General features: G+C 67.7%; 23 protein-coding genes and 5 pseudogenes. 10 read left to right on the top strand and 18 right to left on the bottom strand.

Translation table 11 applies throughout. The annotated features are described in order from the left end of the window. Positions 1 to 208: 208 nt before the first annotated feature. The 5 genes and pseudogenes from AB0953_RS30945 to AB0953_RS30925 form a co-directional block, all read right to left on the bottom strand. On the bottom strand, positions 209 to 256 hold the full coding sequence (locus tag AB0953_RS30945; RefSeq protein ID WP_366862930.1) for a hypothetical protein: 48 nt from the start codon (positions 254 to 256) through the stop codon (positions 209 to 211). A gap of 23 nt (positions 257 to 279) precedes the next feature. Then, the gene (locus tag AB0953_RS30940; RefSeq protein WP_366862882.1) at positions 280 to 456 is read right to left on the bottom strand and encodes a hypothetical protein; all 177 of its coding nucleotides are present in this window, start codon (positions 454 to 456) and stop codon (positions 280 to 282) included. A gap of 23 nt (positions 457 to 479) precedes the next feature. After that, the gene (locus tag AB0953_RS30935) at positions 480 to 983 is read right to left on the bottom strand and encodes a hypothetical protein (protein WP_366862881.1); all 504 of its coding nucleotides are present in this window, start codon (positions 981 to 983) and stop codon (positions 480 to 482) included. Next, positions 980 to 1,306, bottom strand: coding sequence for a hypothetical protein (locus AB0953_RS30930; RefSeq protein WP_366862933.1), 327 nt, complete (start codon positions 1,304 to 1,306; stop codon positions 980 to 982). Before AB0953_RS30930 ends, AB0953_RS30935 begins: the two co-directional genes overlap by 4 nt. A gap of 12 nt (positions 1,307 to 1,318) precedes the next feature. Further along, positions 1,319 to 3,251, bottom strand: a pseudogene (locus AB0953_RS30925) (RHS repeat-associated core domain-containing protein); the annotation flags it as partial. A gap of 960 nt (positions 3,252 to 4,211) precedes the next feature. Here AB0953_RS30925 and AB0953_RS30920 point away from each other — a divergent pair. After that, positions 4,212 to 5,837 carry a hypothetical protein gene (locus AB0953_RS30920; RefSeq protein ID WP_366862880.1) on the top strand — a complete coding sequence of 542 codons (1,626 nt, stop codon included), beginning with the start codon at positions 4,212 to 4,214 and terminating at the stop codon, positions 5,835 to 5,837. 407 nt (positions 5,838 to 6,244) lie between these two features. Here the strand turns inward: AB0953_RS30920 and AB0953_RS30915 are convergent, their stop codons facing one another. Then, positions 6,245 to 6,580, bottom strand: a complete 336-nt coding sequence (locus AB0953_RS30915; protein WP_366862879.1) for a metalloregulator ArsR/SmtB family transcription factor — start codon at positions 6,578 to 6,580, stop codon at positions 6,245 to 6,247. Positions 6,581 to 6,657: 77 nt separating this feature from the next. Here AB0953_RS30915 and AB0953_RS30910 point away from each other — a divergent pair, with 77 nt between their 5' ends. After that, complete coding sequence (locus AB0953_RS30910) at positions 6,658 to 7,011, top strand: DUF3703 domain-containing protein (RefSeq protein ID WP_366862929.1); 354 nt, start codon at positions 6,658 to 6,660, stop codon at positions 7,009 to 7,011. Between the two features lie 451 nt (positions 7,012 to 7,462). Here AB0953_RS30910 and AB0953_RS30905 read toward each other — a convergent pair. From AB0953_RS30905 to AB0953_RS30890, 4 genes and pseudogenes are all read right to left on the bottom strand, one after another. Next, positions 7,463 to 7,766: pseudogene (locus AB0953_RS30905) on the bottom strand (DnaB-like helicase C-terminal domain-containing protein); the annotation flags it as partial. A 391-nt stretch (positions 7,767 to 8,157) separates the two neighbouring features. Next, complete coding sequence (locus AB0953_RS30900) at positions 8,158 to 8,469, bottom strand: hypothetical protein (RefSeq protein WP_366862878.1); 312 nt, start codon at positions 8,467 to 8,469, stop codon at positions 8,158 to 8,160. Further along, entirely contained in the window at positions 8,466 to 9,608 is a 1,143-nt protein-coding gene (locus AB0953_RS30895; protein WP_366862877.1) for a polymorphic toxin type 44 domain-containing protein, read from the bottom strand. The genes AB0953_RS30900 and AB0953_RS30895 overlap by 4 nt, the downstream gene beginning before the upstream one ends. Positions 9,609 to 9,642: 34 nt before the next feature. Further along, positions 9,643 to 10,047, bottom strand: coding sequence for a hypothetical protein (locus AB0953_RS30890; RefSeq protein WP_366862876.1), 405 nt, complete (start codon positions 10,045 to 10,047; stop codon positions 9,643 to 9,645). A 443-nt stretch (positions 10,048 to 10,490) separates the two neighbouring features. Here AB0953_RS30890 and AB0953_RS30885 point away from each other — a divergent pair, with 443 nt between their 5' ends. After that, positions 10,491 to 11,042 carry a hypothetical protein gene (locus AB0953_RS30885; protein WP_366862875.1) on the top strand — a complete coding sequence of 184 codons (552 nt, stop codon included), beginning with the start codon at positions 10,491 to 10,493 and terminating at the stop codon, positions 11,040 to 11,042. After that, on the top strand, positions 11,039 to 11,941 hold the full coding sequence (locus AB0953_RS30880) for a CopG family transcriptional regulator (RefSeq protein WP_366862874.1): 903 nt from the start codon (positions 11,039 to 11,041) through the stop codon (positions 11,939 to 11,941). Before AB0953_RS30885 ends, AB0953_RS30880 begins: the two co-directional genes overlap by 4 nt. Before the next feature lie 836 nt (positions 11,942 to 12,777). On the opposite strand, the gene AB0953_RS30875 is transcribed toward AB0953_RS30880, so the two are convergent. The 6 genes from AB0953_RS30875 to AB0953_RS30850 form a co-directional block, all read right to left on the bottom strand. Further along, the gene (locus tag AB0953_RS30875; RefSeq protein ID WP_366862873.1) at positions 12,778 to 13,275 is read right to left on the bottom strand and encodes a hypothetical protein; all 498 of its coding nucleotides are present in this window, start codon (positions 13,273 to 13,275) and stop codon (positions 12,778 to 12,780) included. 67 nt (positions 13,276 to 13,342) lie between these two features. Beyond that, complete coding sequence (locus tag AB0953_RS30870; RefSeq protein WP_366862872.1) at positions 13,343 to 14,674, bottom strand: hypothetical protein; 1,332 nt, start codon at positions 14,672 to 14,674, stop codon at positions 13,343 to 13,345. Between the two features lie 367 nt (positions 14,675 to 15,041). Beyond that, positions 15,042 to 15,221 (bottom strand): hypothetical protein, encoded by a 180-nt coding sequence (locus AB0953_RS30865; RefSeq protein WP_366862871.1) that lies wholly within the window; start codon positions 15,219 to 15,221, stop codon positions 15,042 to 15,044. Positions 15,222 to 15,922: 701 nt separating this feature from the next. Further along, entirely contained in the window at positions 15,923 to 16,237 is a 315-nt protein-coding gene (locus AB0953_RS30860; RefSeq protein WP_366862870.1) for a hypothetical protein, read from the bottom strand. A 28-nt stretch (positions 16,238 to 16,265) separates the two neighbouring features. Then, complete coding sequence (locus AB0953_RS30855) at positions 16,266 to 17,261, bottom strand: hypothetical protein (RefSeq protein ID WP_366862869.1); 996 nt, start codon at positions 17,259 to 17,261, stop codon at positions 16,266 to 16,268. Next, positions 17,258 to 17,539: a hypothetical protein gene (locus AB0953_RS30850; RefSeq protein WP_366862868.1), complete on the bottom strand. Its 282-nt coding sequence runs from the start codon at positions 17,537 to 17,539 to the stop codon at positions 17,258 to 17,260. The genes AB0953_RS30855 and AB0953_RS30850 overlap by 4 nt, the downstream gene beginning before the upstream one ends. Between AB0953_RS30850 and AB0953_RS30845 the strand changes: the two genes are divergently transcribed. From AB0953_RS30845 to AB0953_RS30830, 4 genes and pseudogenes are all read left to right on the top strand, one after another. Further along, complete coding sequence (locus AB0953_RS30845; RefSeq protein WP_366862867.1) at positions 17,529 to 18,053, top strand: hypothetical protein; 525 nt, start codon at positions 17,529 to 17,531, stop codon at positions 18,051 to 18,053. The two genes, AB0953_RS30850 and AB0953_RS30845, sit on opposite strands and share 11 nt — an antisense overlap. Positions 18,054 to 18,423: 370 nt before the next feature. Beyond that, positions 18,424 to 18,951, top strand: a complete 528-nt coding sequence (locus tag AB0953_RS30840; protein ID WP_366862866.1) for a hypothetical protein — start codon at positions 18,424 to 18,426, stop codon at positions 18,949 to 18,951. Positions 18,952 to 19,169: 218 nt separating this feature from the next. Beyond that, positions 19,170 to 19,937, top strand: a pseudogene (locus AB0953_RS30835) (transposase); the annotation flags it as partial. Between the two features lie 537 nt (positions 19,938 to 20,474). Beyond that, positions 20,475 to 20,574, top strand: a pseudogene (locus tag AB0953_RS30830) (IS5/IS1182 family transposase); the annotation flags it as partial. A gap of 153 nt (positions 20,575 to 20,727) precedes the next feature. Here AB0953_RS30830 and AB0953_RS30825 read toward each other — a convergent pair. Next, positions 20,728 to 21,456 (bottom strand): hypothetical protein, encoded by a 729-nt coding sequence (locus tag AB0953_RS30825; RefSeq protein WP_366862865.1) that lies wholly within the window; start codon positions 21,454 to 21,456, stop codon positions 20,728 to 20,730. A gap of 73 nt (positions 21,457 to 21,529) precedes the next feature. Between AB0953_RS30825 and AB0953_RS30820 the strand changes: the two genes are divergently transcribed. Continuing rightward, positions 21,530 to 22,219: a tyrosine-type recombinase/integrase gene (locus AB0953_RS30820; protein ID WP_366862864.1), complete on the top strand. Its 690-nt coding sequence runs from the start codon at positions 21,530 to 21,532 to the stop codon at positions 22,217 to 22,219. A 3-nt stretch (positions 22,220 to 22,222) separates the two neighbouring features. Here AB0953_RS30820 and AB0953_RS30815 read toward each other — a convergent pair whose 3' ends face one another. After that, positions 22,223 to 22,609, bottom strand: coding sequence for a CPCC family cysteine-rich protein (locus AB0953_RS30815; RefSeq protein WP_366862863.1), 387 nt, complete (start codon positions 22,607 to 22,609; stop codon positions 22,223 to 22,225). A 75-nt stretch (positions 22,610 to 22,684) separates the two neighbouring features. Here AB0953_RS30815 and AB0953_RS30810 point away from each other — a divergent pair. Then, positions 22,685 to 22,981: pseudogene (locus AB0953_RS30810) on the top strand (IS21 family transposase); the annotation flags it as partial. Between the last annotated feature and the right edge of the window lie 375 nt (positions 22,982 to 23,356).

Raw genomic sequence — 23,356 nt, 5'->3', positions numbered from 1 at the left:
CGCCACGGACGAACCATGGGTGTTGCCAGCCGTACGGTGCCGTTGCGGAGGTCCACCGCCCAGGCTCTCGACACTCGCCGGCGGCCAGCCGTCCTCATCTATGTCCATCCGGAAATGGACCTTCAGGTGGTCGCTGCTGATGTTCGTCACCGCGCCATCATCCACGCCACATGCAGGCGCCCGAACACGGGAGTGTGGAGAGGGGACGTCACCGGATCGGGACGGTGGCGCAGGTGAACATCGTGTCCTCGAGCAGCGTCGGAGTAATGGCGACGCCGGTCAGGTGCTCAGCGCCTCCAGCAGGGCGCGCCGCTCAGCGTAGGGGCGTTGCAGCAGCTCCTCGCCATCCAGCTGCAAGACGTCGAACGCGACGAAGTAGGCCGGCCAACGGGCAGCCAGGGCCCGGGCGCCGCGGGCGCGGGCCGCGGTTAAACCCCACCACGGACCACTCCCCACAGCACTCCCCCATGCGAGCTTCGTCAGTTGGCCCGTACGGGCGCCCACAGGCTGACGCTCCACACGTCCCCGTGTCCCGCGTGGTAGCCCCTTTCCTCCTCATCGTCGTCCACAACGAGAACCGAGACGCCGGACGCCTCCGCCCGGTACTCCACGAAGCCGCCCTGGTCGGTGACGGTGAACTCGGGGACCGCAGAGACGTCGGAAAGCGCCTTCCGTACGTCTGCCCAGGCGGTGTACGGGGTGAACTCGACCCCGGTGCTGTCGCCCCACCGCGCCGCCATCTCCGGGGCGTTCGCGAGCCGGTGCAGCTCGATCGATGCGCCGGACATCACCCACTGCTTCCCGGGGTTGAAGTAGAACTCCACGAACCCGTAGTCGCGGCGCAGCGAGGTGCCGCCCTCGCCGACGACATCGACGCAGCGGTGCCGCAGGGCGCGGTCGACCTCGTCGAGGGTGGAACCGATGCCGATGCCGTGCAGGCGCCCGGTAGTGATGAAGGTGGCGAGGGATTCGATGCCGGTCACGGCCAATTCTCCAGTTTGTCGATCAGGGCCTGCATCTCCGAGGAACGGTTATGCGAATTGCCCCAGTTGTGGGTGTCCATGTGTTCCTTGGCCGACTTGGCCCTGGCCAGGAGGTCGGCACGCAGCTTGGGGTCGTTGTTCACCGCGTCCACGGCCTGCTGGACGCTCTTGTCCGACGCCCAGCCGTCCTCCAGCCGAATGGGGGCACCCTGGATGTTGCCGTCCTTGTCCACAGTGATGCTGACCTCGTGCTCCTTCCCCTTCTTCAGCGGGATGTGGATGTGCGCGCCCTTAGTTGCCCAGTCGGAGGCGACCGGGGACACCCGGATCTTGCACGGCTTCAGGCCGAGAGGGTCGGACCAGGTGTGCGGGTTGTGTACGTACGTCGTCGGATTGGGGGCGGGGTCGAGTCCAAGGGGGTCGTTGCTGAGATAGCGGGCCGTCTCGGATCGTAGTGTCGGTGAAGGTTGTAGTGGAGTCCGGTTTCGGGGTCGAAGTACTGGCCGGGGAAACGCAGCGGCGTGTACGCCGTGCTCCCGCTCGCCCACGTAGTCGTACCCCACAGCGTGCTGCGGGTGTACCAGGCGAGGTCCCCGGACTCGTCGACGAGTTCGGTGGGCGCGCCAACGAGGTCGGTCACCATCGCGTAGAACCGTGCATCGACGGCCTCCTGCAGCGCCTCCCCGCCGAGCCTGCGCTCGACCTGCGCGACGGGGCGCAGGCCCAGGTGGTCCCAGGTGAGCGCGACGGGCTGGGGCAGGGCGGCACCATGGCTGACCTGTTCACACAGCGTGGCGCCGTCCCAGGTCAAGAGGGTCTCCTCGAGGACGCCACGGCCGTCATCGGCGATCCGCTGCTTGGCAGTGCGGCGGCCGAGAGGATCGTAGCGGTAGCGCCACACCGTGCCGTCCGGCGTGATCGTGGAGGTCAACCGGTCCTCCGAGTCCCAGATGTAGTGCCAGGTGTCCGGCTTGCGCGACAGCCGCGTCTTCTGCCGCAGGACGGTGCGGCCCTGCACGTCGTGCTCATAGCGGACGTCACCGGCCCGGGTGATGCGGGTGCCCTCGAATGCGCGCGGGCCGGTCGCCTCTTGCCCGGGGTGGCTTGCCGGCCAAGCCGCAGCGGTCTGGTTGCCTGCACTGTCATACGCGTACTTCTCCGACCAGCCGGGGGCTTGCACGGCGGTGACACGGCCCATCGCGTCAAGGTCGAAGCGGCGTGCCCCGGAGAGCCGGTCCTCGACGGCGGCCAGGTGCCCGTCTGCGTGGTAGGAGTACGCCCGGCGCTGCAGAGTACGGCCACGACCCGAGATTTGCTGTTCGGCGAGGCGTCCGGTTACGTCGAAGGTGTTGGCAAGGGCCGGATGAGCTCGCGGCCGACCGTGTCGCGCTCGAAGGAGAGCCTGCGGCCGCAGGCAGTCAATTCGGCGGGGCGGCCGGCGGCGTCGTAGGTTCGCGTGGTGACAGCGCCGCTGGGCGTCGTCCGCCCTGTGAGCCGGCCGAGTTCGTCGTAGTCGTAGGTCAGCTCGCGGCCGTCGACCGACTCTGACTTCAGCCGTCCGTAGCGGTCCCGCAGCCGTACCAGCTTGACGTCGGCGTTCACCGCCACCGCGAGTTCGTCGAAGACGTCGTACTCGTAGGTGGTAACGGCACCCTCGCTGTCCTTGCGGAGGACCTGACCGAGTGCGTTGCGTTCGAAGCGGGTCGTCTGACCGAGCCCGTTCACCCGCTCGTTCAGCCGTCCGGCGGCGTCGTACCGGTAGTGCAGCGAGCGGTTGTCGAAGTCGGTCTCGGACATGATCCGACCGGTCGCGTCGTAAGCGTACTCCCATGTCAGGCCCTGCGGATTGGTGACGCTAGTGAGCTGCAGGTTGACGTTGTGCCGGAATTCGTACCGCGCCCCGTCCGGGTCGGTCCGGGACGCCAGCAGGTCAAAGTCCGTGTACTCGTACTCAGTGGTCCGGCCCAGGGCGTCCGTGTCGGTCCGGCAATTGCCTTCGCCGTCGTACGTCCACGTCCGACGCGCGCCGTCAGGTTCGGTGCATGCCGAGACCAGGCTCTCGACCGTCCACTCGAAGCGGGTGACCGCTCCCAGCGGATCGGTGATGACAGTCGGCCTCCCGAAGGCGTCGCGTTCGTAGCGTGTGACGGCCCCCAGTGGGTCGGTGATCTCGATCGGCAGGCCCGCAGCGTTGCACCGCAGGGTCGTGGTGGCGCCGAGCGCGTCGGTCACCGAGGTGAGGTGTCCCGCTTCGTCGTAGCTGGTTCTCGGCGGTCCATCGCTCATGGCCTGACGGCTTGTGGAGTCCGCAGCGTCCTCAGCCCCGCCGGAAGGCTCCGGCTCGCGGTGGCTCACAGCATGGCCTTGTGGTGATCGTCTGGATCGGTGCTGGAGCGACGGGCGGCCCCCGCCATGGTGGTGATCCCGATCCGCACGTCTGCGGCAAGCAACCGTCGGCAGCAGCGCACCGCGTCGGGTCCGAAGACGCGGATGGCCAGAGTGGTCTCCAGGACCGCCAACCACGGAGCAGCGTCTCGCTGCACGTGCCGCTCCCAGGGGATGTCGTCGAAGGCGCCGCACCCCGCCTTCCGCGGCGCCGGAGGTGGTGTCGCCTCCACCCCTATACCGGTTGGAGGGCCCCTGAATGTGCAGGCCAAAAACGATCACTTCCGAAGCTCCAACCGAAACCTTCCGCACTTTCGTGATCCCCTGGCCCAGACCTGCGTGCTGGCCAACGGGTCGCGTCGCGGGCTCGCGGTTGACTCTTCAGCAGGTCCGCAAGGCCGCCGCATCGGGGGCCGCATGCTGTCCGAGCCGGAGCTACGCGACGATGCCGTGGGTCTTCCGCGAGCATTCGGCCGGGTGTCCGGGAGTGTCTGATCAGGGCTTTGACCTGGGGTGGGCTGGCCTCGGACTGTCCCGGACTGTCCCGGACGGTCCCGGACGCCTTGATCCGTTGTGGGGAGGTCGGTGGCTCGCGACGCTTCTCGTACCGCTCCGCAGCCGTTCGACGGCGCCGGGTGCGGGGCCTTCCTCCAGCAGTCCAGGACGCCGGAGCAAAGCCGGAACTCGAAGCTGCGGGGGGGATGGACTTGCCCGGCGCCCCACTCACCCTGTCCCAGGAGGAACCCTGTGAAGGTCCCTGTGCGTAAGGTCAGTTCCCATCGAGGCAAAGGCACTGGCTGGTGGCTGGCCCGTGAGCCCCGTCGCTGGCCGGCGTCCTTGCGGATGGCTCTGGCGGCCGTCATCGCCGCGATCGGCTTCGCCTTGATCGGGCCGACGGCGACGGCGACGGCCGCGCCGCCCACGCCGAATCCGACCTCGGATTCCCCCGATCGTGAGCCCAGCCGCTGGGACAAGATGCTGAACAAGGCGAAGTGGCAGATGTACGAGTGGTCCGTCGCAGACGCGCTGGACCCCCACGACCCGTACTACAAGTGGAAGCTGCTCCGGCAGATCGGCACCGCGCGCGGCCTTGAGTGGTGGAAGACGGGCAAGACCAGCTTCTCGATCGCCGATGTGCCGGATTTCGTGCAGGACGGGGAGGCATTCCTCCGGCGGTCGCAGGACACTCCCGACGGGGTGCGCCGGCAGGTCACCGAGACCGGGGACAAGCTCCACGATCTGAACCAGAAGATCAAACATGCCCAGACGCCCGCCGAGCGGGAAGAGGCGGAGAACCAGCGGAGGGTGGTCCGCCGGCAGTACAAGTACCTGTCCGGGAAGCTCCGGAATCTCAAGGAGACCCGGCCGGAGGCGCAGAGCGTCGCGGAGAGGATCCAGGGCCTCGACACGAAGATCAGCAACCTCAGGAACAAGATCAGCATCCTTGAGGAGGAGACGAAGAAGTCCCGCCCGGACCGCCGGGAGAAGCTGCAGCAACTGAAGAGGGCCCGTACGGACCTGGCCCAGGCCGACGCCGACCGCCGCCGGCTCCAGGGACCGCCGGACGACGACGGCGGCACCGGCGGGACACGTACGACACCGCGCGGCCCGAAGCAGCCTCCGAAGGGACCGGTCTCCACCGGCCCGACCACCACCTCGACCATGCCGAAGGGAACCACGCAAACCAAGGGGACCACCCCCGCGGGCCCGACGGCCGTGCCGCAGGGGACCAAGGGCACCACCGCAACCGGCCCCAGGGCGTCCTGGAAGGGGTGGACCGGATGGAGCGGTCCCAAGACGCCCAAGACCGGGTTCCGGGGCAGCACGGGCACCGGCATCGGCACTGAAATCGCCGAGATCATCGGCGAGGACATCGGCGAGGACTACGCGGCCCATCTGGACCGCGAGCACCGGGAGCTGCTGGAGAAGGCACGCAAGGACCCGGCGCTGGCGAAGCGGATCATCGACGACTACCACGAGATCAAGGACAACAACGAAATCGAGGTCCTCCTCCGCGCCTTCGACACGTCCAAGGGATTCACACAGGGCGCCACCCGCGAGATCGCCCCTGAGCTGATCAAGTCCCAAAAGGCGCTAGACACCGCGAAAGCGACCGCGGCCAAGTCCAACGCCGACACGCTCTACCGGCAGGCCCGCACCGAATGCGGCGGATACGACACCTGCGTCACCGACCGGACCGACAAGCTGCGCAAGCAGAACACGAAAGCCATCGCGGACTCCACGAAGAAGGCAAACAAGTCCAACGCCGACCCGCTCTACCGGCAGGCCCGCACCGAGTGCGGCGGGTACGACACCTGCGTCACCGACCGGGTCTCCAAGCTCCGGACCCAGGAGAAGGCAACCACCGCCACGACCAAGACGCGTACCGAGCAGCCCAAGCAGCCTCAGAAGAAGACGCACACCGCGGAATACCGGGGCAACGGGGGCGTCAGGGCCACAGCTGCCTGAGCCTGCGCATCGACACTGAGCGTAGACATCCCAGCCCTGGATTCGGTTCGTTGTCAGTGGCCAAGCGGGGTCGCCTGGGCAGCGCGGAGCTGCCCAGGCGACCCCGGCACTCCGCGGCACCCCCGACCGCAGGGCCACGCCGAGCAGCCCTCGGCCCGGATCACGAATGTCCGAGATCACCTTGGTCAGGCGGGCTGGCTACGTCAGTGAGAACGAAGAACGGTTGTAGCTGCCTTCCAAGAACGCTCGGCCGACACTAATTACGGACGGTGAGTTCTACGAACGCTGCGGCGTGTCGGCAGCTGCCGGCAGTCGTGACCGGTTCCGGTTGCCGCCTTCAGGTGCAGCAGTCGTGGCGGGCGAGTACGTCGCGGCGGGCCGGGCTGGGCCCGAGGGGCACCCGGTCATCAGCAGCACCCCTTGTCGTCGACGTCGACGCAGGTGCGGTCGGAGGCGACGGCCACGACGGCGTTGCGCAGGTCGTCCAGGGCGTGGCCAAGGCGGGGGTCGGCCAGCTCGTAGCGGGTACGGCGGCCGTCGGGGACGGTGACGACCAGACCGCAGTCGCGCAGGCACGCCAGGTGGTTCGACAGCCTGGTGCGGGAGATCCCCAGCGTGTCGGCGAGGTCGGAGGGATAGGCCGGGGCCTCGCGCAGCACGAGCAGCAGGCGACAGCGGATCGGGTCGGCCAGCGCCCGGCCGAAGCGGGTCAGGGCGTCGAGGTCGGTCGCGAGGGTCAGCATGGACAAGACGATACATGGATGCTTGAATCCAAGAAACCCTGAACTGTTGGAGGTCTTCCGTGTCCCGCCGCGCCCCCATGCCACGCCCCCTGCGTGAGGCATTCACCGCCGAGATGTCCGCAGCCCGCGCGCCGGGAGTGACGGCAGAGCGATGGCGGGCCGCCGAGCGGGCCCACATCCTGTCCCAGCCCTGGCCATGGCCCCACACCCGCACCCACGGCCTGATGCTCCGCCTGGCCCTGCGCGACCGCGACCTGCACGAGGTCCTCGGCCAGCTGGTGCGCCTGGTCGTGGCCGCTCCCGGCTCAGCGGCCGGGAAGTATCCAGACGGCAACACCGGCCGCACCCGGGCCGGACTCACCACCCCCATGCCGATCCCCGACGACCTCGCTGCCCTGCTCCGGGAGGCAGGCGTCGCACTGAGGCCGTAGAACTCGGTCGATGCAGCCGCCCGCACGGAAGCAAGCACCCCGGCGTAGGCCGATGTGTGGGGCCCTCTCCTCCAGCAGGCGTCCCTGCTCAGTGCTGGCCAGGTCTGGCCGAGGTGCGAAGCGAGGGCGACTGGCGGAAGGAAAACTGCTGCCCCGGCCGCTGCACGCGTTCGACTCGGGCCCCGGCGCCACTGCACGACGCATTCCCGCCGCGCGGCCGCCTGCGCGATGCCCCCGTCCGCTCGGGACGCCCTCCCCGCGGCACGGTGCGCTTCGACGCCGAGGCGGTAGCCCTCTGGCGGAGCAGGTCGCTGCGCCGGTACGACGGAAGCAGCCTGATGCGGTACCGGGTCGGCGACTGGGCCGGCCTTCACGGGCGCGGGCGCCAGGACGTGCACGGTCTGGACGCTTCCGCCGACGGCCGGGGCGACCAACGAGCGGGTGCGGGGCGCATGCGCTTGGCGAGGCGGGTCCAGTCGTCGTCGGTCCTGCTGCCGGAGCGCATGTGGGTCAGGGCGACACGAACCTCGGCGGCGAGGAGGCGGAGGGTGACGACGGTGCGGTGGGACTCGAGGTGAAGAGGGCTGTGGGCAGGTTCTGCTTGATGCTGGCCACACGCGCAGGAGGTCCAGGCTGAGGGTGGAGGTGCCCATGGAGGGGCGGTCGGCGATGACGATGAGCTGGCCTGGGTAGTGGCCGCCGGTGAGGGTGCCGAGGTCGTGGAAGCCGGTGGAGATGCCGGCGATGTCGCCGGCGCTGCAGTGGCTGGCCAGCCACACCGGCTGGCCGCTCACCCTCGACAACGTCAACGACCCCGCGGACATCGCCCCCGTGATCGCACGCGCCGCCGACGGCCCGCTTCCTGATCACCAGCCGGCTCGCCACCGCCTGGAGCGACGCCACCAAGGTGGTCCGCCTCGACGTCCTCGAACCAAAAGAATCCCTCGCCCTGCTCACCCGTATCGCCACCCACGCAAGTCCCGGACGAGACCTGGACGGTGCCGTCGAACTGTGCACCGAACTCGGCCACCTTCCCCTCGGCATCGAACAGGCCGCCTGCACGACGGTCGCACGAGTTCCTTCGACATTCGCCCTCGATGACCAGGCGCAGAGGGCTCGGCGCATCACCGCGCCGGGGCGACCTCGTCAGCAGCGGTAGCCGTTGGGGACCTGGAGGAGAGCCACGAAGATCCATACCATGACCGCGGCGCCGGCCGTGCCACCCAGGAGGGCGACTGTGAGGTTCCAGCGTCCTACGTACCCGATGAGCATCCCCCACCACACCGCTGCCGCGATCGCGAGCAGTGCTCCGTAGAAGGTCAGCGCGAGGCCGTTGGCCGCGCCGTTCACCCCTACATCGCACGCCCGCCACGCGGCTGCCAGCAGCACCGACCCGAGCACGCCGGTGGCCAGGCTGGCCACGGGGGCGACTGCACAGCCCCACTGCCCCCGCGTCACTTCCGGGTCCTGATCTGCGGGACGTTCTCGCCATTGCGCTGTGCTTGCTCCATCTGGTCTATCGCGTCGTTGATTCCTTGCCGGAGCTGTTCCTCGGTCAGGTTGTCGCCGTACTTGTCGTAGAGGTCCATGCCGACGCGCATCGTTATCTGATCCCCTTGGTCGTCATCCCCGGTGAGCACCGTTTCTCCAAGGGAGGCGCCTTTGATCAAGGTGTCCGCGTCGAAGCCGGCTGCTCGGCCGACGTATCCGTAGTGGACGTTGGAATAGATGTCGTAGAAGACTTCGCGGTTCGTTCCAGGCTGCTTGAAGAAGTAGTCGTCAAGCGTTTGCAGGTCGTATCGCTCCTGCAGCTGCGGCTTGTGGTCCCAGTCCTGCCCCGGAGCCACCTTCACGCCCCACATCGTCAGCGCCGTGTTGATGTCGGAACCGTAGTTGCGCCCGAATTCGTACCACTCGGGTTTGTCCAGCAGGGACCGTATGTGCCCGACGGTGTCCGATTTTGCGTTCCGCTTCATCTCCTCGAAGATCCACTTCTCGGCGTCGGTGAATTTCTGCTCACTCCGCGCCGACCCCGTCGGCGGGATGACGGGACTGGCCGAGGCGTTGAACCCCCCGATGGTGCCGTCGAGGATGTTCCCGTCCACGACCACGGCTTCGAGTGCCTGCTTGACGGCCTTGTCGAACTCGTCCATGGCCCTCACCGCCGCGGCGATGTGCGCGGTCCAGGACTCCTCCACGCTCTTCAGGTCCGGGTCGCGCCGCAGGGTCCGGGCCTGCGCCGGGTCCTGAACCCGCGTGAAGTCGAAGGTCGCGCGTCCCGCTGCCGAGACCGCCATGCCCGCGGCCACCGCGTCGTCCCGCGCCGATTCGACCTTCTTCTTCAGGTCCGCGAAACCGGTGTGCGCGTCCGTCAGGAGCTTGGCCACCGCCTTCGCCTCGGTCTGCGCGGACTTGTACTCACGCCGAGTCGTCGCGAACTTCGTTTGCGCCGCTTCCACACTGACCCCGAGCCAGTTCTGGCCCAGGGTAATCTTCTGGACCGTCTCCCCGTAACGCTCCTCTACCTTGGACAGATCAGCGGCCATGGATTGCCATTTTTCGGCAGCTGTCGTCAGAACGCCGAGATCGGTCGTCATGACTTCCTGGTAGGTCAACACGATCCCGATCCCCCTACAGTCGCTCGAGCTTGGATTTCGGAGCCAGCGCGCGGAGGTCGTCACCCGTGCGTACGTCGTTCTGTACGAACAAGCCGGAGGTGCCACGTAAGGAGGCCTTTTCGGCGCTCAGGCGGCCCATTAGCATCTTCGCCTGCTGGTCCCAGGTCTCCGTTACCTTCTTCAGGCCGGAAGCCGTTTCCCAGCCATCAAGGGTCCTTGCCGCCGCGCTAGTCTTCTCTTTCGCACCGTCTGTGGCCTTCTTGGTGTTGGGCTCCAGCTCGGTCTCGATGGTGTTCGCCGCGGCCTTCTTCTCCGCCGGCGTCGAGCCGAACACGCTTCCGCCTCCCGAAGCCAGCGGCCCCGGTAAACCATCCACGCTGTTCAGGCTTGTTCCCGTGTTGTTTGCGTCTCCTGACATGCTCATCCTCCCCTGTTCCCCTGGTTTGGATCATATGCGCCGACCCCCGCGCCTCAGCCAGGATTGCGGTCAGAGGTTCCGTAAACAGCCGTCGGGCGCCCCAACACCCTGAAGGCGGATGCAGCAGACGCCGCTCAGTGGCCCGCGGTCTCGACCACGCGTCCGACCGGTGAGATCGGATGGGATCCGTTACTGGAACGGGGAGGGCCGCCGGATGCGCTGGGCGACCAAGCCACGCTCTGTCATCATCCTGCCGATCCCCGCGCCGGGGCCGAGCGGTTCATGGCCGTCGCTGCGTCGAAACCGGTGGTCGGTCGTCGAGCGCTTTGATCCGGCCACTCCCGGAGAAGTCACAAGCACGGGGAGTGAGGCGGCCGGTACTGTCGACCGGTTTCGCAGCGGACACGCGGGAGGTGCCCCGTGGTCGTCGAGGAGGGGGACATGTGGCCGAGCTTCACGAGGAGATAGCCCAGGAGGTCACGGAGTTGCAGGCCGAGATCACTGCCGCTCTCCAAGGTCTCGACAGCTTGGACGAGGACGATCCGCAGTACGCGGCCGCCTTCGCGCGCCTGGTACAGGCAGGCAACGCGCTGCTCACGTACGAGGCGCAGGTGCCGGCCAGGTTGGAGCAGCCTCACCTCGAGGTGAGCACCAAGTGGTTCACGGTGGCGTTGTGGGCCCACGCAGCGTGTGCGGTGCTGCTGGGCGTGGCCGCCGGGGTCGGCTGGATCAGCGGGTGGTGGACGCCCCTCGCACTGGCGCAGCTGATCGGGACCTCCGCGTTCTACAAGGCCGGCCAGAAGCCCCTGCCGGGCAAGCACCGGCAGCTGCGGCACGCCGCGGCCGCACTGGGCGTCGCCAGCTTTGCGGTGCCGCTGCTCACGTTTGGGATGCTGCCGTGGTGGGTGTGGCTCCTGCCTCTCGTGTGCTGGGCCGCCGGCTACGGCCTGGCCAGCGAAGCGAGCGGGGACGACGTGAGGAAGGCGAAGGCATGAGCGGATACGACTCCCTGGGCCTGGGCGAGGAACGCGGCCGCCGCATCGACGCACTCAAACGCAGCCAGGACACCTTCGAACGCGACACCGACTATGCCCTGTCCGACCTCAAGTCGAAGCCGTCCTACATCGAGGACACGGTGGAGCGCCTGGAGGATCGTGAGCGCAGCGCCACGCGGCGCTTCGACACCTTTGAGGCAGAACTGCAGGAAGCCAAGGAGATCGCCGATGCGCGCTCCGACGAGCTGGAGGAGTCCATCACCGCGACGGAGACGGGGTTGGAGCGGCTGGCCACGCGGGTGAGCGCGCTGGAGCGGCACCTGCGGCAGGCCGAGGGTGCCGTCGTCGTCGACCTGGACGTCGACCGAGGAGGAAAGCTGAGGGGCCTCGGTCTCGCCGTTGAGGAGGGGCTTGCTGCCGAGGAAGTCCTCCTCTCCGCGCACCAGCGCAACGTCCTCCAGCTCCGGATCACTCACTACCAGCAGGCGAGGCAGGCACTGGCCGCGCACCGCTCGACCGTCCGCGACGCCGCGGCCGTACTGGCCTCCACGCCGGCCGGCGGCCCGCGCCGTAAGAAGGCCGAGCAGGCGTTCGCCAAGGCCGCGGCCGAGGCCCAGAAGGGCCAGGAACGGATCGGGCAGCTGGCACAGAGCGCTCAGGGCGCCCAAGCCGAGCAGGCCGCGGACAAGGCCCGCCGTGCGAAGTCGGCAGCGGTCATCGAGGCCGGTCAACGGGCGTACTCCCAGCTGCGCGTACGCCTACGCAGCCGCCTGTCGGAAGCGCTCACCGGCACCGACCTGCTACCCGTGTGGTTCACGACGGCACTCGGCCCCATGGCTCCCCACGCCAGGCGGAGGAATGGCTGGAAACCGCCCTGGACGTCCTGGACTATCGGGTGACCTACCAGGTCACCGATCCCGTACTCGCGCTCGGCAGCCCACCCGACGCGAGCCAAGCCCCCCGCCGGGCCGCACGGTTCAACGAGCTGAAACGGGACCTGCACGACTGGGGATAGCCGCACAACTGGGATTCCAAACGATGGCGGCTGGCTGGCGGCGCAGCGCCCGGATAGGCCGGGGCGGGTGCCGGTGCTCGGGGCCCAGGACCTGCTAGCTCCAGTACGGCGTAGATCTCCGGGCGCAGCGCGCGTCGCGGTCAGGCAGAGGGGCGCTGCCTGGTGCCGCCGCCGCTTCCGATCAGCGGGATCAGGCTCTCCAGGTGAGCGCCCTTGACCCAGGAGCCCAGCAGGTCGCGGTGCAGGGCCATGTCTTGGCGCAGTTGAATAAGAACGCAAGGTGGCGTGATCCGTTCGGCTACCGTCTCACGCCATCGTCTTGCGACTCCGCGTGCCATCTGCGTTACCTACCACCTGAACATCTGCCAGTCACCAGCTCAACCGACCTTCAAAAAAGGTTCACAGCTTGACGTGTTCGCTCACCTATTCCTGGGGCACCGTCGCCTGTGTACGCGGGAAGGGGTCGTCGGCGTCGATCCGCGGGGCGGCGTGGGAGGGCCGGCTCGGTGGCCCGGGGTAGCGTCGCGTCGGACCCGAAGCGGTGTGCTCGCGTGCCTGCCGTGCCGGACTGGTCAGGCGATAGACAACGATGGCCTCGTTCGTGGCCGTCCGAATGGCAGCCGATCTACTGGAGGCCCCCTACAAGAGCTGATGTACTCCGGCCGATGGCCGACGCGTTCCAACGCCCTGTGCCGACTGTTCCGTCCACGATGCGGCTGGCTAGCAGCCCTCGATGTTGTTGGCGCAGCCGTGCACATCGGCGGACTCGAGGACCTTGAGGTTCCAGACGAGCAGGCCCTGGGGCTTGGTCTTGCCTGCTAGGGGCGGGACGGTCACGGTGACAGGCGGTCCTGCGGGAAAGTTGACGCGGACGGCGTCGGTACCTGCACATGCAACGCCGAACTGTCTTCTCGATGTGCTGCGGGTCACGACGAGTGTCACCTTGGAAACCTCGCCGCTGTCGCACACGATGTCGAAGCGGTAAGGCTTGTCGCCGCCGGTCTGCAGGGTTTCGTTCAGACCCGAGGCTAGGTGCGGAGCGCCTGATTTGATACGGTTCGTGGGAACATCATCGTCCTTCAGGATCGCCTGGGCGTTTCGCAGGGCGTCGTCGGGCTCCCATTCCGTTCCAGGTTCGTACGCTGGCGTTTCATTGCTCGTGCAGCCAGCGAGAGCAGCAGCGATGGCTAAGGCCAAAAGTGGTTTTGGTATCCGCATGATGGCGTCCTCGGTTCGGGCCGTGGGGCCCACGCGATGTGGGCGGGGGCCCCACGGCCCACTGGCTTTAGTGGCTACGGCGATACAGTTCCGGTCCACACACCTTCGCACAGGGGTCGTCCGGTCGGACGGCCCTCTGGGCGGTGGCTGCCCTCGCTGCTGCGGGCGGGGGGACGAGCTGGTACTCGCGGCCGATGGCGCCGGCCTGGGTCTTTCCGTACATGGTGACCTCGCCGTCCGAGCAGCGGACGATGAGGTCGTCCTCCCAGTCGTTCATGCCGTATTCGCCGAGGGCGATGACACTTGCGTGGGTCCAGGTGGAGCTGGATTCGATGACTTGCTCGTTCTGGAGGCGTCCGGAGTTCACGTTGGGGAAGACGCTCACCGTTCCGCTGGCCCATACGACGAGCAGGTCGTGGTTGGGGTCGGTGCCGTTGCTGTCGCCGTCGAGGTCACCGCCGGTGATGAGGCTCGCGGTATTCCACTGGTCGTTCGGAGCGGCGAGCTGTTCCTCGGCGTGCAGTCCGCTGCCGTCGATGTCGATGTACTTGGTGACCTCGCCGTCGCTCCAGCGGACGATTAGGTCGTCGGGCCACTGGTTGCCTCCGTACTTGCCGGTCGCGAAACCGCGGGCGTACTCCCACACTGAGTGTGGCGCGGCGAGAATGATCTCGTTGGGAAGGTGCTGGTCCAAGGCTGTGGGGAGGCCGGTGCCTTCACTGACGTCCGGGTAGAGGGTGACTTCACCGTCGACCCACTTGACCAGCAGGTCGTATGCGTTGGTTCCTGCGTAGTCACCGGCCGTGATGATGTCGGCGTAGTTTTTCCACACGTCGTTGGGCTTGGCCAGCTGTGTTTCGCAGGGCGCGTCGGGCTTGCAGCCTGTGTGGAATCCGAAGTTCTGGTCTCCGGGGTAGAGGGTGACCTCTCCGTCGTCCCACTTGACGATGAGGTCAGAGTCGCCGAACTGCTGGGAGCTGGTGTGGAAGGTTCCCGAGGCGGCGCCGGTAGCGTGCTTCCAGAGGTCCGAGCTGCCCATCGTCGCATCGCCGTTGGGGGTGTCAGGAGCGTAGTCGTTCACCGCCTGGTTGTAGAGGCGGATGACGTCGGCGTCGAACTGCGAGGAATAGGACTCGTCGTCGATGGTTCCACCGGTCTTCCAGCCACCGATGACACCGATCACGTCCCCGCGCTTGCCGTCAAAGTTGCGCAGGAAGGGGCCTCCAGACACACCGCCGGCGTAGCCCTTGCAAGCGATCTTCAGGAACCGACCGGAGTATCCGGTGGTGTTCGTCGAGGGGCATACGAGCGGAGCCTTGGACCCGCCGGGGAACCCGAACAGGCTCACGTTCTTCTGGCTGAACTGCCCCGGTGCGATCGTGGTGAGAGTGTTGCCCATACCAGTGGCATTCTCCAGGAACTGCCCTTTGGAGTTGGGTCCGGTCTTCAGGAACGCGAAGTCGACATCATCTGCCTTGCACGGCCCCTGGGCCAGGTACCGGCCGTCGATCCAGATCTTTCCCTTCTGGATCGGGAAGACTCCGTACGGTGCGATTCCACGATTCTCCGGGTTCGCGGGTCCGGCTTCCAGCCGGGAGCAAACGCCAGTCGCTTGAAGCGGTCGTTGTCGCTGAGGCAGTGCGCAGCCGTCAACACGAGCGACTTGGTCGGGGAGGCCACAACACTCGCCGAACAGAACTGGTCGCGGCCGCCGGGGTCCGACTGGGGGTCGTCGTCCTCGTTGATGAGGAACACGCCGACTGTGGCTACGCCGTTGTTGTCGAAGTGGGATGGCGCGGCTGTGTCACACCGCTCTCCCGTGCAGCGCTGGTGTCCGACGCCTTGCCGCCGTCCACTGGGACGGCCTTGGCGATGCGCTCGGGTGTCCAGTACGCCTCCGCCTCCTTCGCCGCGGCGATCTGGGCGGGCGTCGCCTTCACCTTCATCTCACCGCCGTCAGAAGGGCGCCCGGGTCGGTGGGCTAGGGAGGCGTGGCAGGAGTGCTCGAGGCCGTAGGGCGGGGCGCTGACGGCGAGGGGCTTGCGCTCGGCGGGGTGACGGGAGGTGTGTACAAGGGGCTCGCGCCCGGCGTGATCGGAGGCGTGACGGCGGGCTTGCTGCCCTGGACCGCCTCCTCGTAAAGGTGTTGAACCGCGGTGTCGAGGTACGGGCTGTAGACGGCGGAGGGCGCGTCAGGGGAGCTGACGCGCTCCGAAGCACCGATGATGCTCCCGACACGTGTCTTCGTGTCGTAATCGGTGATGAGCGCCAAGCCGTCAGCAAGCTCTGAGCCGGGCTTGCCGCAGTCAAGCCGCAGGTACGCGTTCCGGGAGCCGGCTACGTCTGCCTGGGACGTGTCACCGATGCATGCCTTGCACACCTGATCGCCCCGCGCCACGGGCTGGCGACCGGCTGCGCCGCTCCGCCGGCAGTACGACCTCGCGGTAGGTGCCGTCCAGCAGCGCAGCCCGCGCCGCCAGGTGCATCGTTCACCCGAGAGGGTGACGGTAGGCGGTGAGCTGCGACCGTGCGAGACAGGCGGCGGAACGCCTTTGGCGAGGCACCTCACAGCCTCACAGCTCACCTCGCCCACTTGGGGAAATAGCCTGTGAGCCTCACAGATCTCACAGACTGACGTCCGTGCTGGCTACGGCAGACGGCGGCCGCCGAGACGGCCTTCGCGGGAGGCTATCCACTCCCTGCGCAGATAGGCGCGGGCGGAGTCCCGCTCGGCGTCCCGGTCGCCGTCGGTGCGGGGCTGGGGAGGGCGTGAGGTCTTCCCTCCCCCGTGGATGCGGTCGTGGGCGACCAGGCGCTCGGCGAGCATGGCCGCGTCGGTGCGCAGCTCCACTGCGGAGTCCACCGGTTCGGGGACGTCGTCGTACGGTTCCTCGCCTGGCAGATACGGGCCCGGTGTGCAGGAGAGGGCCAGGGCGTCCAGGACCGCGCCGGCCTCCAGCAAGTCGTCGCGGGCCTCCAGGGCAAGGAGTTCACCTCAGAGAAGACGGCGTCCCGTCCATGGGCGAGTCGTCCGGTCGGGGCCTCGCGGTCGAACTGGTAGCCGGCCAGCAGGGAGGCGATGAACCGTATATCCGGCAGGTGATTGCGGTAGGCGTCGATGGCGGCCTGCGAGGCGTTCCAGGCCGGTAAGCCGCTGATGTCGTATCCAGGCGCGTGCACGCAGGGAGTGCCGGTTGCCAGGTTGTATCCGAGGGGTGGTTACGGTGGAACAACGGTCTCTCGCGCAACTGCCGCCGCCACCAGCGCCCCGGTTCCACGGCGGTTACTGCATCGGCTGTGCCGCCGGATTCGGCATACGCCACGGGAGCCGTGAGCGTCACCGGGGAGTTGTTGCCGGTGACGATGTTGATGCTCTGCACCGCTCGGTGGACTTGCTCCGGGGAAGGGACCTGCATGCCGGCAGGCATGGCCGATCGGAGTTCGGCGACGAACTGGGTCAGCCGAGTGCGGACCTGATCGACGATCCCGTGGAGGGCTGAGGCGTCGATGGAGCAGTAGAGGGCCTCGATGGAGATGCCGCGCTGGCGGTACTGCGCACTCATCAGCGTTCGGAGCTCCGCGGCCCCAGGCAGTGCCAACTTCAGGTGCTCTCCGGGCGGTGTGCGAGCGATCAGGTTTTCGATATGGCCGACACCCCAGGGGATGACGACCTCTTCCTTGATCACGTCGCGCGCGACTTCCGGAAGGTGCCTCACGCTGATCGTCTCGCCGCGTTTCTGCCACGCATATGAGAGGGAGTCTGCTTGGATCGGGGCGGGCAAACGACGGTACTCGGGGACCTCTGCATCAACGTTGACATAGCCGTTCAACTCGTGCAGAGCCCACTGGCGTAGCGGCTGGGAAGAGGCGTGGTCCCCGATGATGAGCGCATGGCGCAGCAGGCCAGCGAGCTGCGCGGTGTCGTCCAAAACGCCCCGCTCCAGCCTGTCCCAAGGCTGGAGCTCACGGCGGCGCGGCCAGATCATTTGATGAAGATGGCGGCGACGCCAGCTATGGCACCGATGAAGCCAGCGATGACTCCCCACTTCGCCCAGCTGCGGAACCAGGGTGTACCGGGTGAGGGGACTGGCGTGGCAGGCTGCGGCCCGGGAACGCCGGCCGTGGCGGTCGAGCCGTCGGTGGCGTGGGCGTACGGGGCGTTCACGGTGACCGGAGAATTGTTTCCGCTGGTCAGGTTGAAGGACTGCCCCTTGGGCTGGTCTTGCGGTGATGGCAGGTGGCCTCTGCTGCCCATGGCGTTCATCAGCTCCTTGTATCGGTCGAGCACGGCGTCGCGCGGCCCGGGAGAGGTCACGCAGGGTCTGGTCGTAGCGGGCGCGGTCGGTTCGCTTCCATTCGGGTGGGACCTCGGTGTACCGGGGTGGCCCGGCGCTCTCTGGGGCGAAGGTACCGGCGAACTCGCCTACAAGGCATTCGAGCGCGTCCAAGAGCGCCTGGTGAGCTCCAGCCAGTTCTGGGTCCTCGAAGTCCACGACGTCCTGGCTGAGGGCGTTCAGGGTGGCCTGCAGCCCGTCGGAGAACCCAACGGGGGCCCGGTGCAAGGGCTGGCGCCAGGCCAGCGTGACCAGCCAGGGCTCGTCGGATGGCAGAACCTCAACGATCCGTCCCACCTTGGCACGGTCGGATGCGCTCGCCGCCATGATCCTCCCCTCCCTGCGGTCTGCGACGAAGAAGGCGTTCACCGCGTCGTCCACGGCCCGGCTGTGCTGCTCGAACGCTACGCGGTCAAGGGAAGCCAGGCGTTCCGGACTTCGTAGTGACGACGATGGAGTTCGAATTGCACGTCCGCGGCGTCCCGCACGGCGTCGTACAGCACCTGAGCCGTAGCCCCGATCCGAGGCGACACGGTGGTCAGCAGAGGCTCGCGGAGCCTGTTCCGCAGGTGCAGCGTGCGGCCAGATTGACGGCCGCAGTGTCGAGCGCGACGCACAGCTCGGATACGAGGACCCCACGCGTGTCACCTATTCGTCTGCAGCATCAGTGCCGGCAGCAGCTTGGTGCCCCTTGGGGACGGCGGCGAGGTCGGGCGCGGGGCCCGCCATCTCGTTACGCGAATCCTTTCCAGGGGAGCAGGGCGGCTGTCCGGATGGATGGTCACCGTGAGTCGGCGCTCGGTAGATTTCCGTCATGAGTGACGACGAGGACTCCCTGGACAAGAGCCCAGCAGCTGCACGGATGGGGAAGGCCGCAGAGTACTTGGTAGCGGCCTCGTCCATCCTCGCCACGGGTGGTGAGCTGAACGTTTCTACTTCGCTCGTGGATGACGAGGGGGTGGACCTCGTCTTCCATCGGCGCGGGAGGTCCGCGACGCTGGCGGTACAGGTCAAGGCGAGAATGTCCACTGGGACACAGGTTCAGCAGGGCAGGCTGATGGCCTTCGTGCGGTCGCAGACGTTCCAGCCGCGGACTGACCTGGACATGTTGTTCATCGCCGTAGACGTCGAGCGAGGGGCGGTCATGACAGCCTGGCTGATACCAAGCGGGACGTTCGGAGAGATGGTGACAGAACCCAACAGCAAGGGCCGTTTCCGGTTCTCGGCGTCGATGAAGCCAGATTCCAAGGACCGCTGGACCCCGTTCCGGCTCACGGCTGCTGAACTTCCAAGGCGCATTCTTGCCCGACTTGCTGAGCTTGAGAAGGCAGGGGCCGAGTAGCAGGAGTTCCCACCCACTGCTGTGGCACCAGAGCCTCTGGCATCTGGTGCCACGACGAGTCACGAGCGTCGACCCCATCGCCCTGCCGTTCCGACTCCGGGGGGCGACGATCAGTGCATCTTCACCCGCTGGCGCCCCGCGGCTGACGAGCGGGCCGGTGGGTGACCCGGACGGCTAAAGGGTGTTGCAGAAGGCTCGTCTCCGGGCATTTCTCTTGTATGGGTGGGGTGTTGCGGGCTGAGCCGGTGTGGGTGGAGACGTTCACGGGCTTGCGGATCGACCGGTTCGCGAAGTTGGTGAAAGTGGTGAAGGAGCGGGGCTGCAACGGTCCGGGCGGTGGGCGGCCGTGGTGTCTACCACTGGCCGATCGGGTCCTGCTGGTGGCCGTCTACTACCGCACCAACCTCACCATGCGGCAGCTGGCCCCGCTGTTCGGGATCTCTTCGGCGACGGTCTGCCGTGTCATCCACCGGCTGCGACCGCTGCTCGCGCTGGAGCCGACGCCGCGGCCCGTTGCCGACGTCGAGCGCTTGTGGATCGTGGACGGCACGCTCATCCCCGTACGCGACCGCACCGTCGGCGCCTCCTCACGCAACTACCGCTTCTCGGCGAACGTGCAGGTCATCATCGACGCCGACACCCGCCTGGTCGTCGCCTCGGCCCGCCCGGCACCGGGAAACCAGGCTGATGCCCATGTCTGGCGCGAGTCGGAGCTGCCGGCCACGGCGGCCGGGACGACGGTGATCGCGGACGGCGCCTACCTCAGTACCGGGCTGATCGTGCCGCACCGCAGAAGGGCTGCACGTCCTCTCCTGCGTGGTCAGGAGGAGGACAACGCCGAACACCGAGGGATCAGGGCACGCGTCGAGCACACCTTCGCCCGCATGAAGAACTGGAAGATCCTCCGCGACTGCCGACAGAAGGGCGACGGCCTCCATCACGCCGTCCAGGCCGTCGCCACCATGCATAATCTCGCCCTGGCCGGGCGAACCAGCAGGTCAGACGCCACAAAGCCCTCCCCTAGCCAAACCTTCAGCAACACCCTTTAGACCCCTGCTCTGTAGCCGGGCTGGCGGCGTAGATCGCGGCCACCGTGGCGGCCCGCTTCATCGTGATCATCACGACGGCGGCTCTACCGGCCGCGTACCTGCGGGGACAGTCCCGGGCAGGTGGTTCACCCACGCGGGGCGCCCGGTTCACTGCCGAAACGCCACTGCACACCAAACAGCGGCCATCAGACCGCCGTCGAATGCACGGCCAGATTCCGGCGACAATCAGGTCGTGCGGCTCGTTCGGCGGCCAAAGGGTGAAGGGGCCTCGCTGGCCGTCCACAACCTGGTAGAGCTCAGAACGACGGAGACGTCCGGCGACCTGAATGCTACAGCTGTGTACTCGAGAAGGGCGTCGTTCTGGGGGATCTCCGCGAACGCGTCTCCCCACAGGTCCAGCGTGAGCCAGTCTGGGTGGAGACGTTCACTGGCTTGCGGATGGACCGGTCGCCAAGTTGGTCAAGGTGGTGCGTGAACGGGGCGGAAACGGTCCTGGCGGGGTCGGCCGCGGTGCCTTCCGTTGACGGACCGGGTTCTACTGGTGGCCGTTTATTATCACACCAACCTCACGTTGGGCCCCCAGCCAACCGTCGTCATCAGCGGCTGGGTCCGCTTCTGACCTCTCACCGGCCCCGCGGCCGGTGAGTGCGCGCAGGCTGCCCACTGGCACCGTGGGCAGCTGTCCTGCGACCGGTGTGATGGCTCACGGAACCTCATCACCTAGCAGTCATTGGGCCGCGCGGTCCAGCAGGGGGGCCGCCCAGACGGGTAGCGCGGACGGTGACGGGCGGGCCGAGCGGGGATCCGAGGTGATGCCGATGCCGCTCGCCGGGTCGCCGTACGTGAAGCGGGCCGACCACCACAGCCAGGAGCGGACGAACGCGTTGGCGCTCCCTGCCAGCGCGAGCGCGCCGCGTTGGGCCGGGGTCTCGTACCAGTAGCTGGTGAGCACCACGGCGCGGGAGACGGCCTCGTCCGTGTCCGCCGGGCGGGAGTCGGCGGTGAGCCCAGCGGCCAGTACGGACGCCGCGAACCGGTTGGCCGCGATCAGCCTGCCGCCATCGCTGGCGACCGCGTCGACGATGTCCGGGGGGAGGGCCAGGGCATACCGCTCCAGGCGCTCCAGGAGTTCTGGCAGCGCCGGATCGTTGGCCGTCTCCTGCCCTGGGATCACCCGTAGGGCGCTCAGCAGCTGCGCATCCGCAGCCTGGGCAGCCAGCGCATGTACGTAGGCCAGCGCACGTAGGGTCTGCCAGTGACACAGGGTGTCCAGCAGCGCGATCCTCGAGGTGCGAAAGGCCAGCCGCACCGGCCAGTCGACCGCCCGGACCTCCTGCCCGAGCGCCCCCAGGTCCGCAGGCACCGGGGCGGGGAACACAAAGCTCTGGCCAGGGTCATAGGACGGCTTCGCGCGGTAGCCCGGCCACTGCTGCGCCCTGGGGTCCTCGCTGCTCATACACTTCCTCCGGCCTCGGGGTTCGCCACTTCGCCGCATCTTTGCCGTCTCGCGGAGTGATGTGGACGCAGGGGTGCAGATCGGCTCGGCCTACTGGCTTCGCGTCCCGGTCGGCAAGATGCACACCGACCGCTACCTCCCGTTGCATCCAAAGCTGAAGACGCTCCTGGATGACTGGCTGCTGCACCGACCCGAGGGCCTGCGTTCGAACCTGTTGTTCACCGATCACGGCCGCCCGGTCAACACATCTCGCATCGAGGCGGTCGTCCGCAGGGCCGCAGAGCGGGCTGGTCTCGGCCGGGTCACCCCGCACCAGCTCAGACATACTCTGGCCACCCAGGCGATCAGGGGCATGTCCCTCGAGGCCATCGCCGCGCTGCTCGGTCACCGGTCGTTGTCCATGACGCGTGTTTACGCGCGGATCGCCGACCGCACTGCCGCGGACGAGTACTTCGCCGTCTCGGAGAAGGTCGAAGCCCTCTACGATGCTCCGCGCCGACTGCCGGCCGACGCCGAGGGTTCGGAGATGGGCAAGCTCCGCCGGGAAATGCACCGCCGGATGCTCGGCAACGGCTACTGCGCTCGCCCGGTCGAAATGGACTGCCACTTCGAGTCGATCTGTGAGTCGTGCACGTTCGTCACCACGATCGAATTCCGCCCGACCCTCGAACGTCAGCGGGACGACGCCGCGGCCAAGGGCCAGGTCGCCCGCGACCAGATCTTCGACGGCCTCCTGGCTCGACTCGACGAACGGGCCGGGTGACAATCATCCGACCGCGGGACGCCAGAAACCCGTGTTCCGATAGCGCCACCAGTAAAGAACCGTTCGATCGACTGGCCACACGGCCAGCTGAATGCCCTGGGGCTCGAATTGGTCGCGCTCGAGATCGATAAGCCGCCAACTCCGATCCTGCGGCTCGTCGTCCCCCGGCGGGCGGACATGCTCCACGGACCGCTCATCACAGGCCCCGAATGCCTGGTTGTTCCGTTGCGCCTCGACCAGCGAGGTCCGATTGGCGCCCACTGCCCAGTCGGGCCAGCGCAGCTGCAGGGCGTCGTCCTCCCAGAAGCACACCGGGCAGATCTCATACGAGCCGGGCGGCTCGCCCATTGTCAGACGGCCGCAGCACACACAGGGATACTTCAGGATCACGCCCGTCATCCTGTCCCACCGCGCAGTGAGCCCCAACCGGTTTCCCAGGGTTGACAGCAAGACCCGCATATTAGAGGGATCCCGATGAGCATCGTCTACGACCGCACCAACACGGTCGTGCGCCGGCACGTCGCCCCGGGCGAGGCGGTCCCGCTGCACCGGGAGGCGGTCGCCTTCGCCGGCCACTACGACTACGACATCGACGTGCTGGCCGCCTACCGGCCGCAGGGCAAGGGCCGGGTCGAACGCCAGGTGAACATCGTCCGCGACCAGGTGCCGGCAGGGCGGGCCTTCTCCTCCGTTGAGGAGATGAACGCCGCCTTCACCGCCTGGGTTCCACTGCGGAGGGCGAAGGTCCACGGCACTCACGGCGGTCATCGGGCACCGGGTGTCGGCGTACGGGCATACCTCCCCATCCCGGTACGAGCGAATGTCCTCGGCCGCCTGGCCGCAACATGGCCGGGGCCGGCCGATAGCCAGCCGGCCTCGGGACAGGGCGGTCGGTCCAAAGCGGGGGGGTAGCCTCATCGTGCAGCGACGCCCGTCGGCGTACGCGCTGAACTGCGGGCGCGGGGGAACCGGGTTGCGAGGCGGTCGGGAGCTGCGGTGGAATCGGGCGGCCTCTGCGGCCCGGGCGGGGAGGGATCGGTTCATGGACAGGTCGACAGCGCTGGACGGCGTGCTGCGGCGGGCGCACGTGGTCCGGGTGAGCGCGGCGAGCGGGGTAGGGATGGACGGAGAGATCCG

The sequence above is a fragment of the Streptomyces sp. NPDC046866 genome, from assembly GCF_040704625.1.
Lineage (GTDB): Bacteria > Actinomycetota > Actinomycetes > Streptomycetales > Streptomycetaceae > Streptomyces.
Note: the sequence above shows the minus strand (reverse complement) of the source record. Positions and strands in the feature narration are given on the sequence as shown.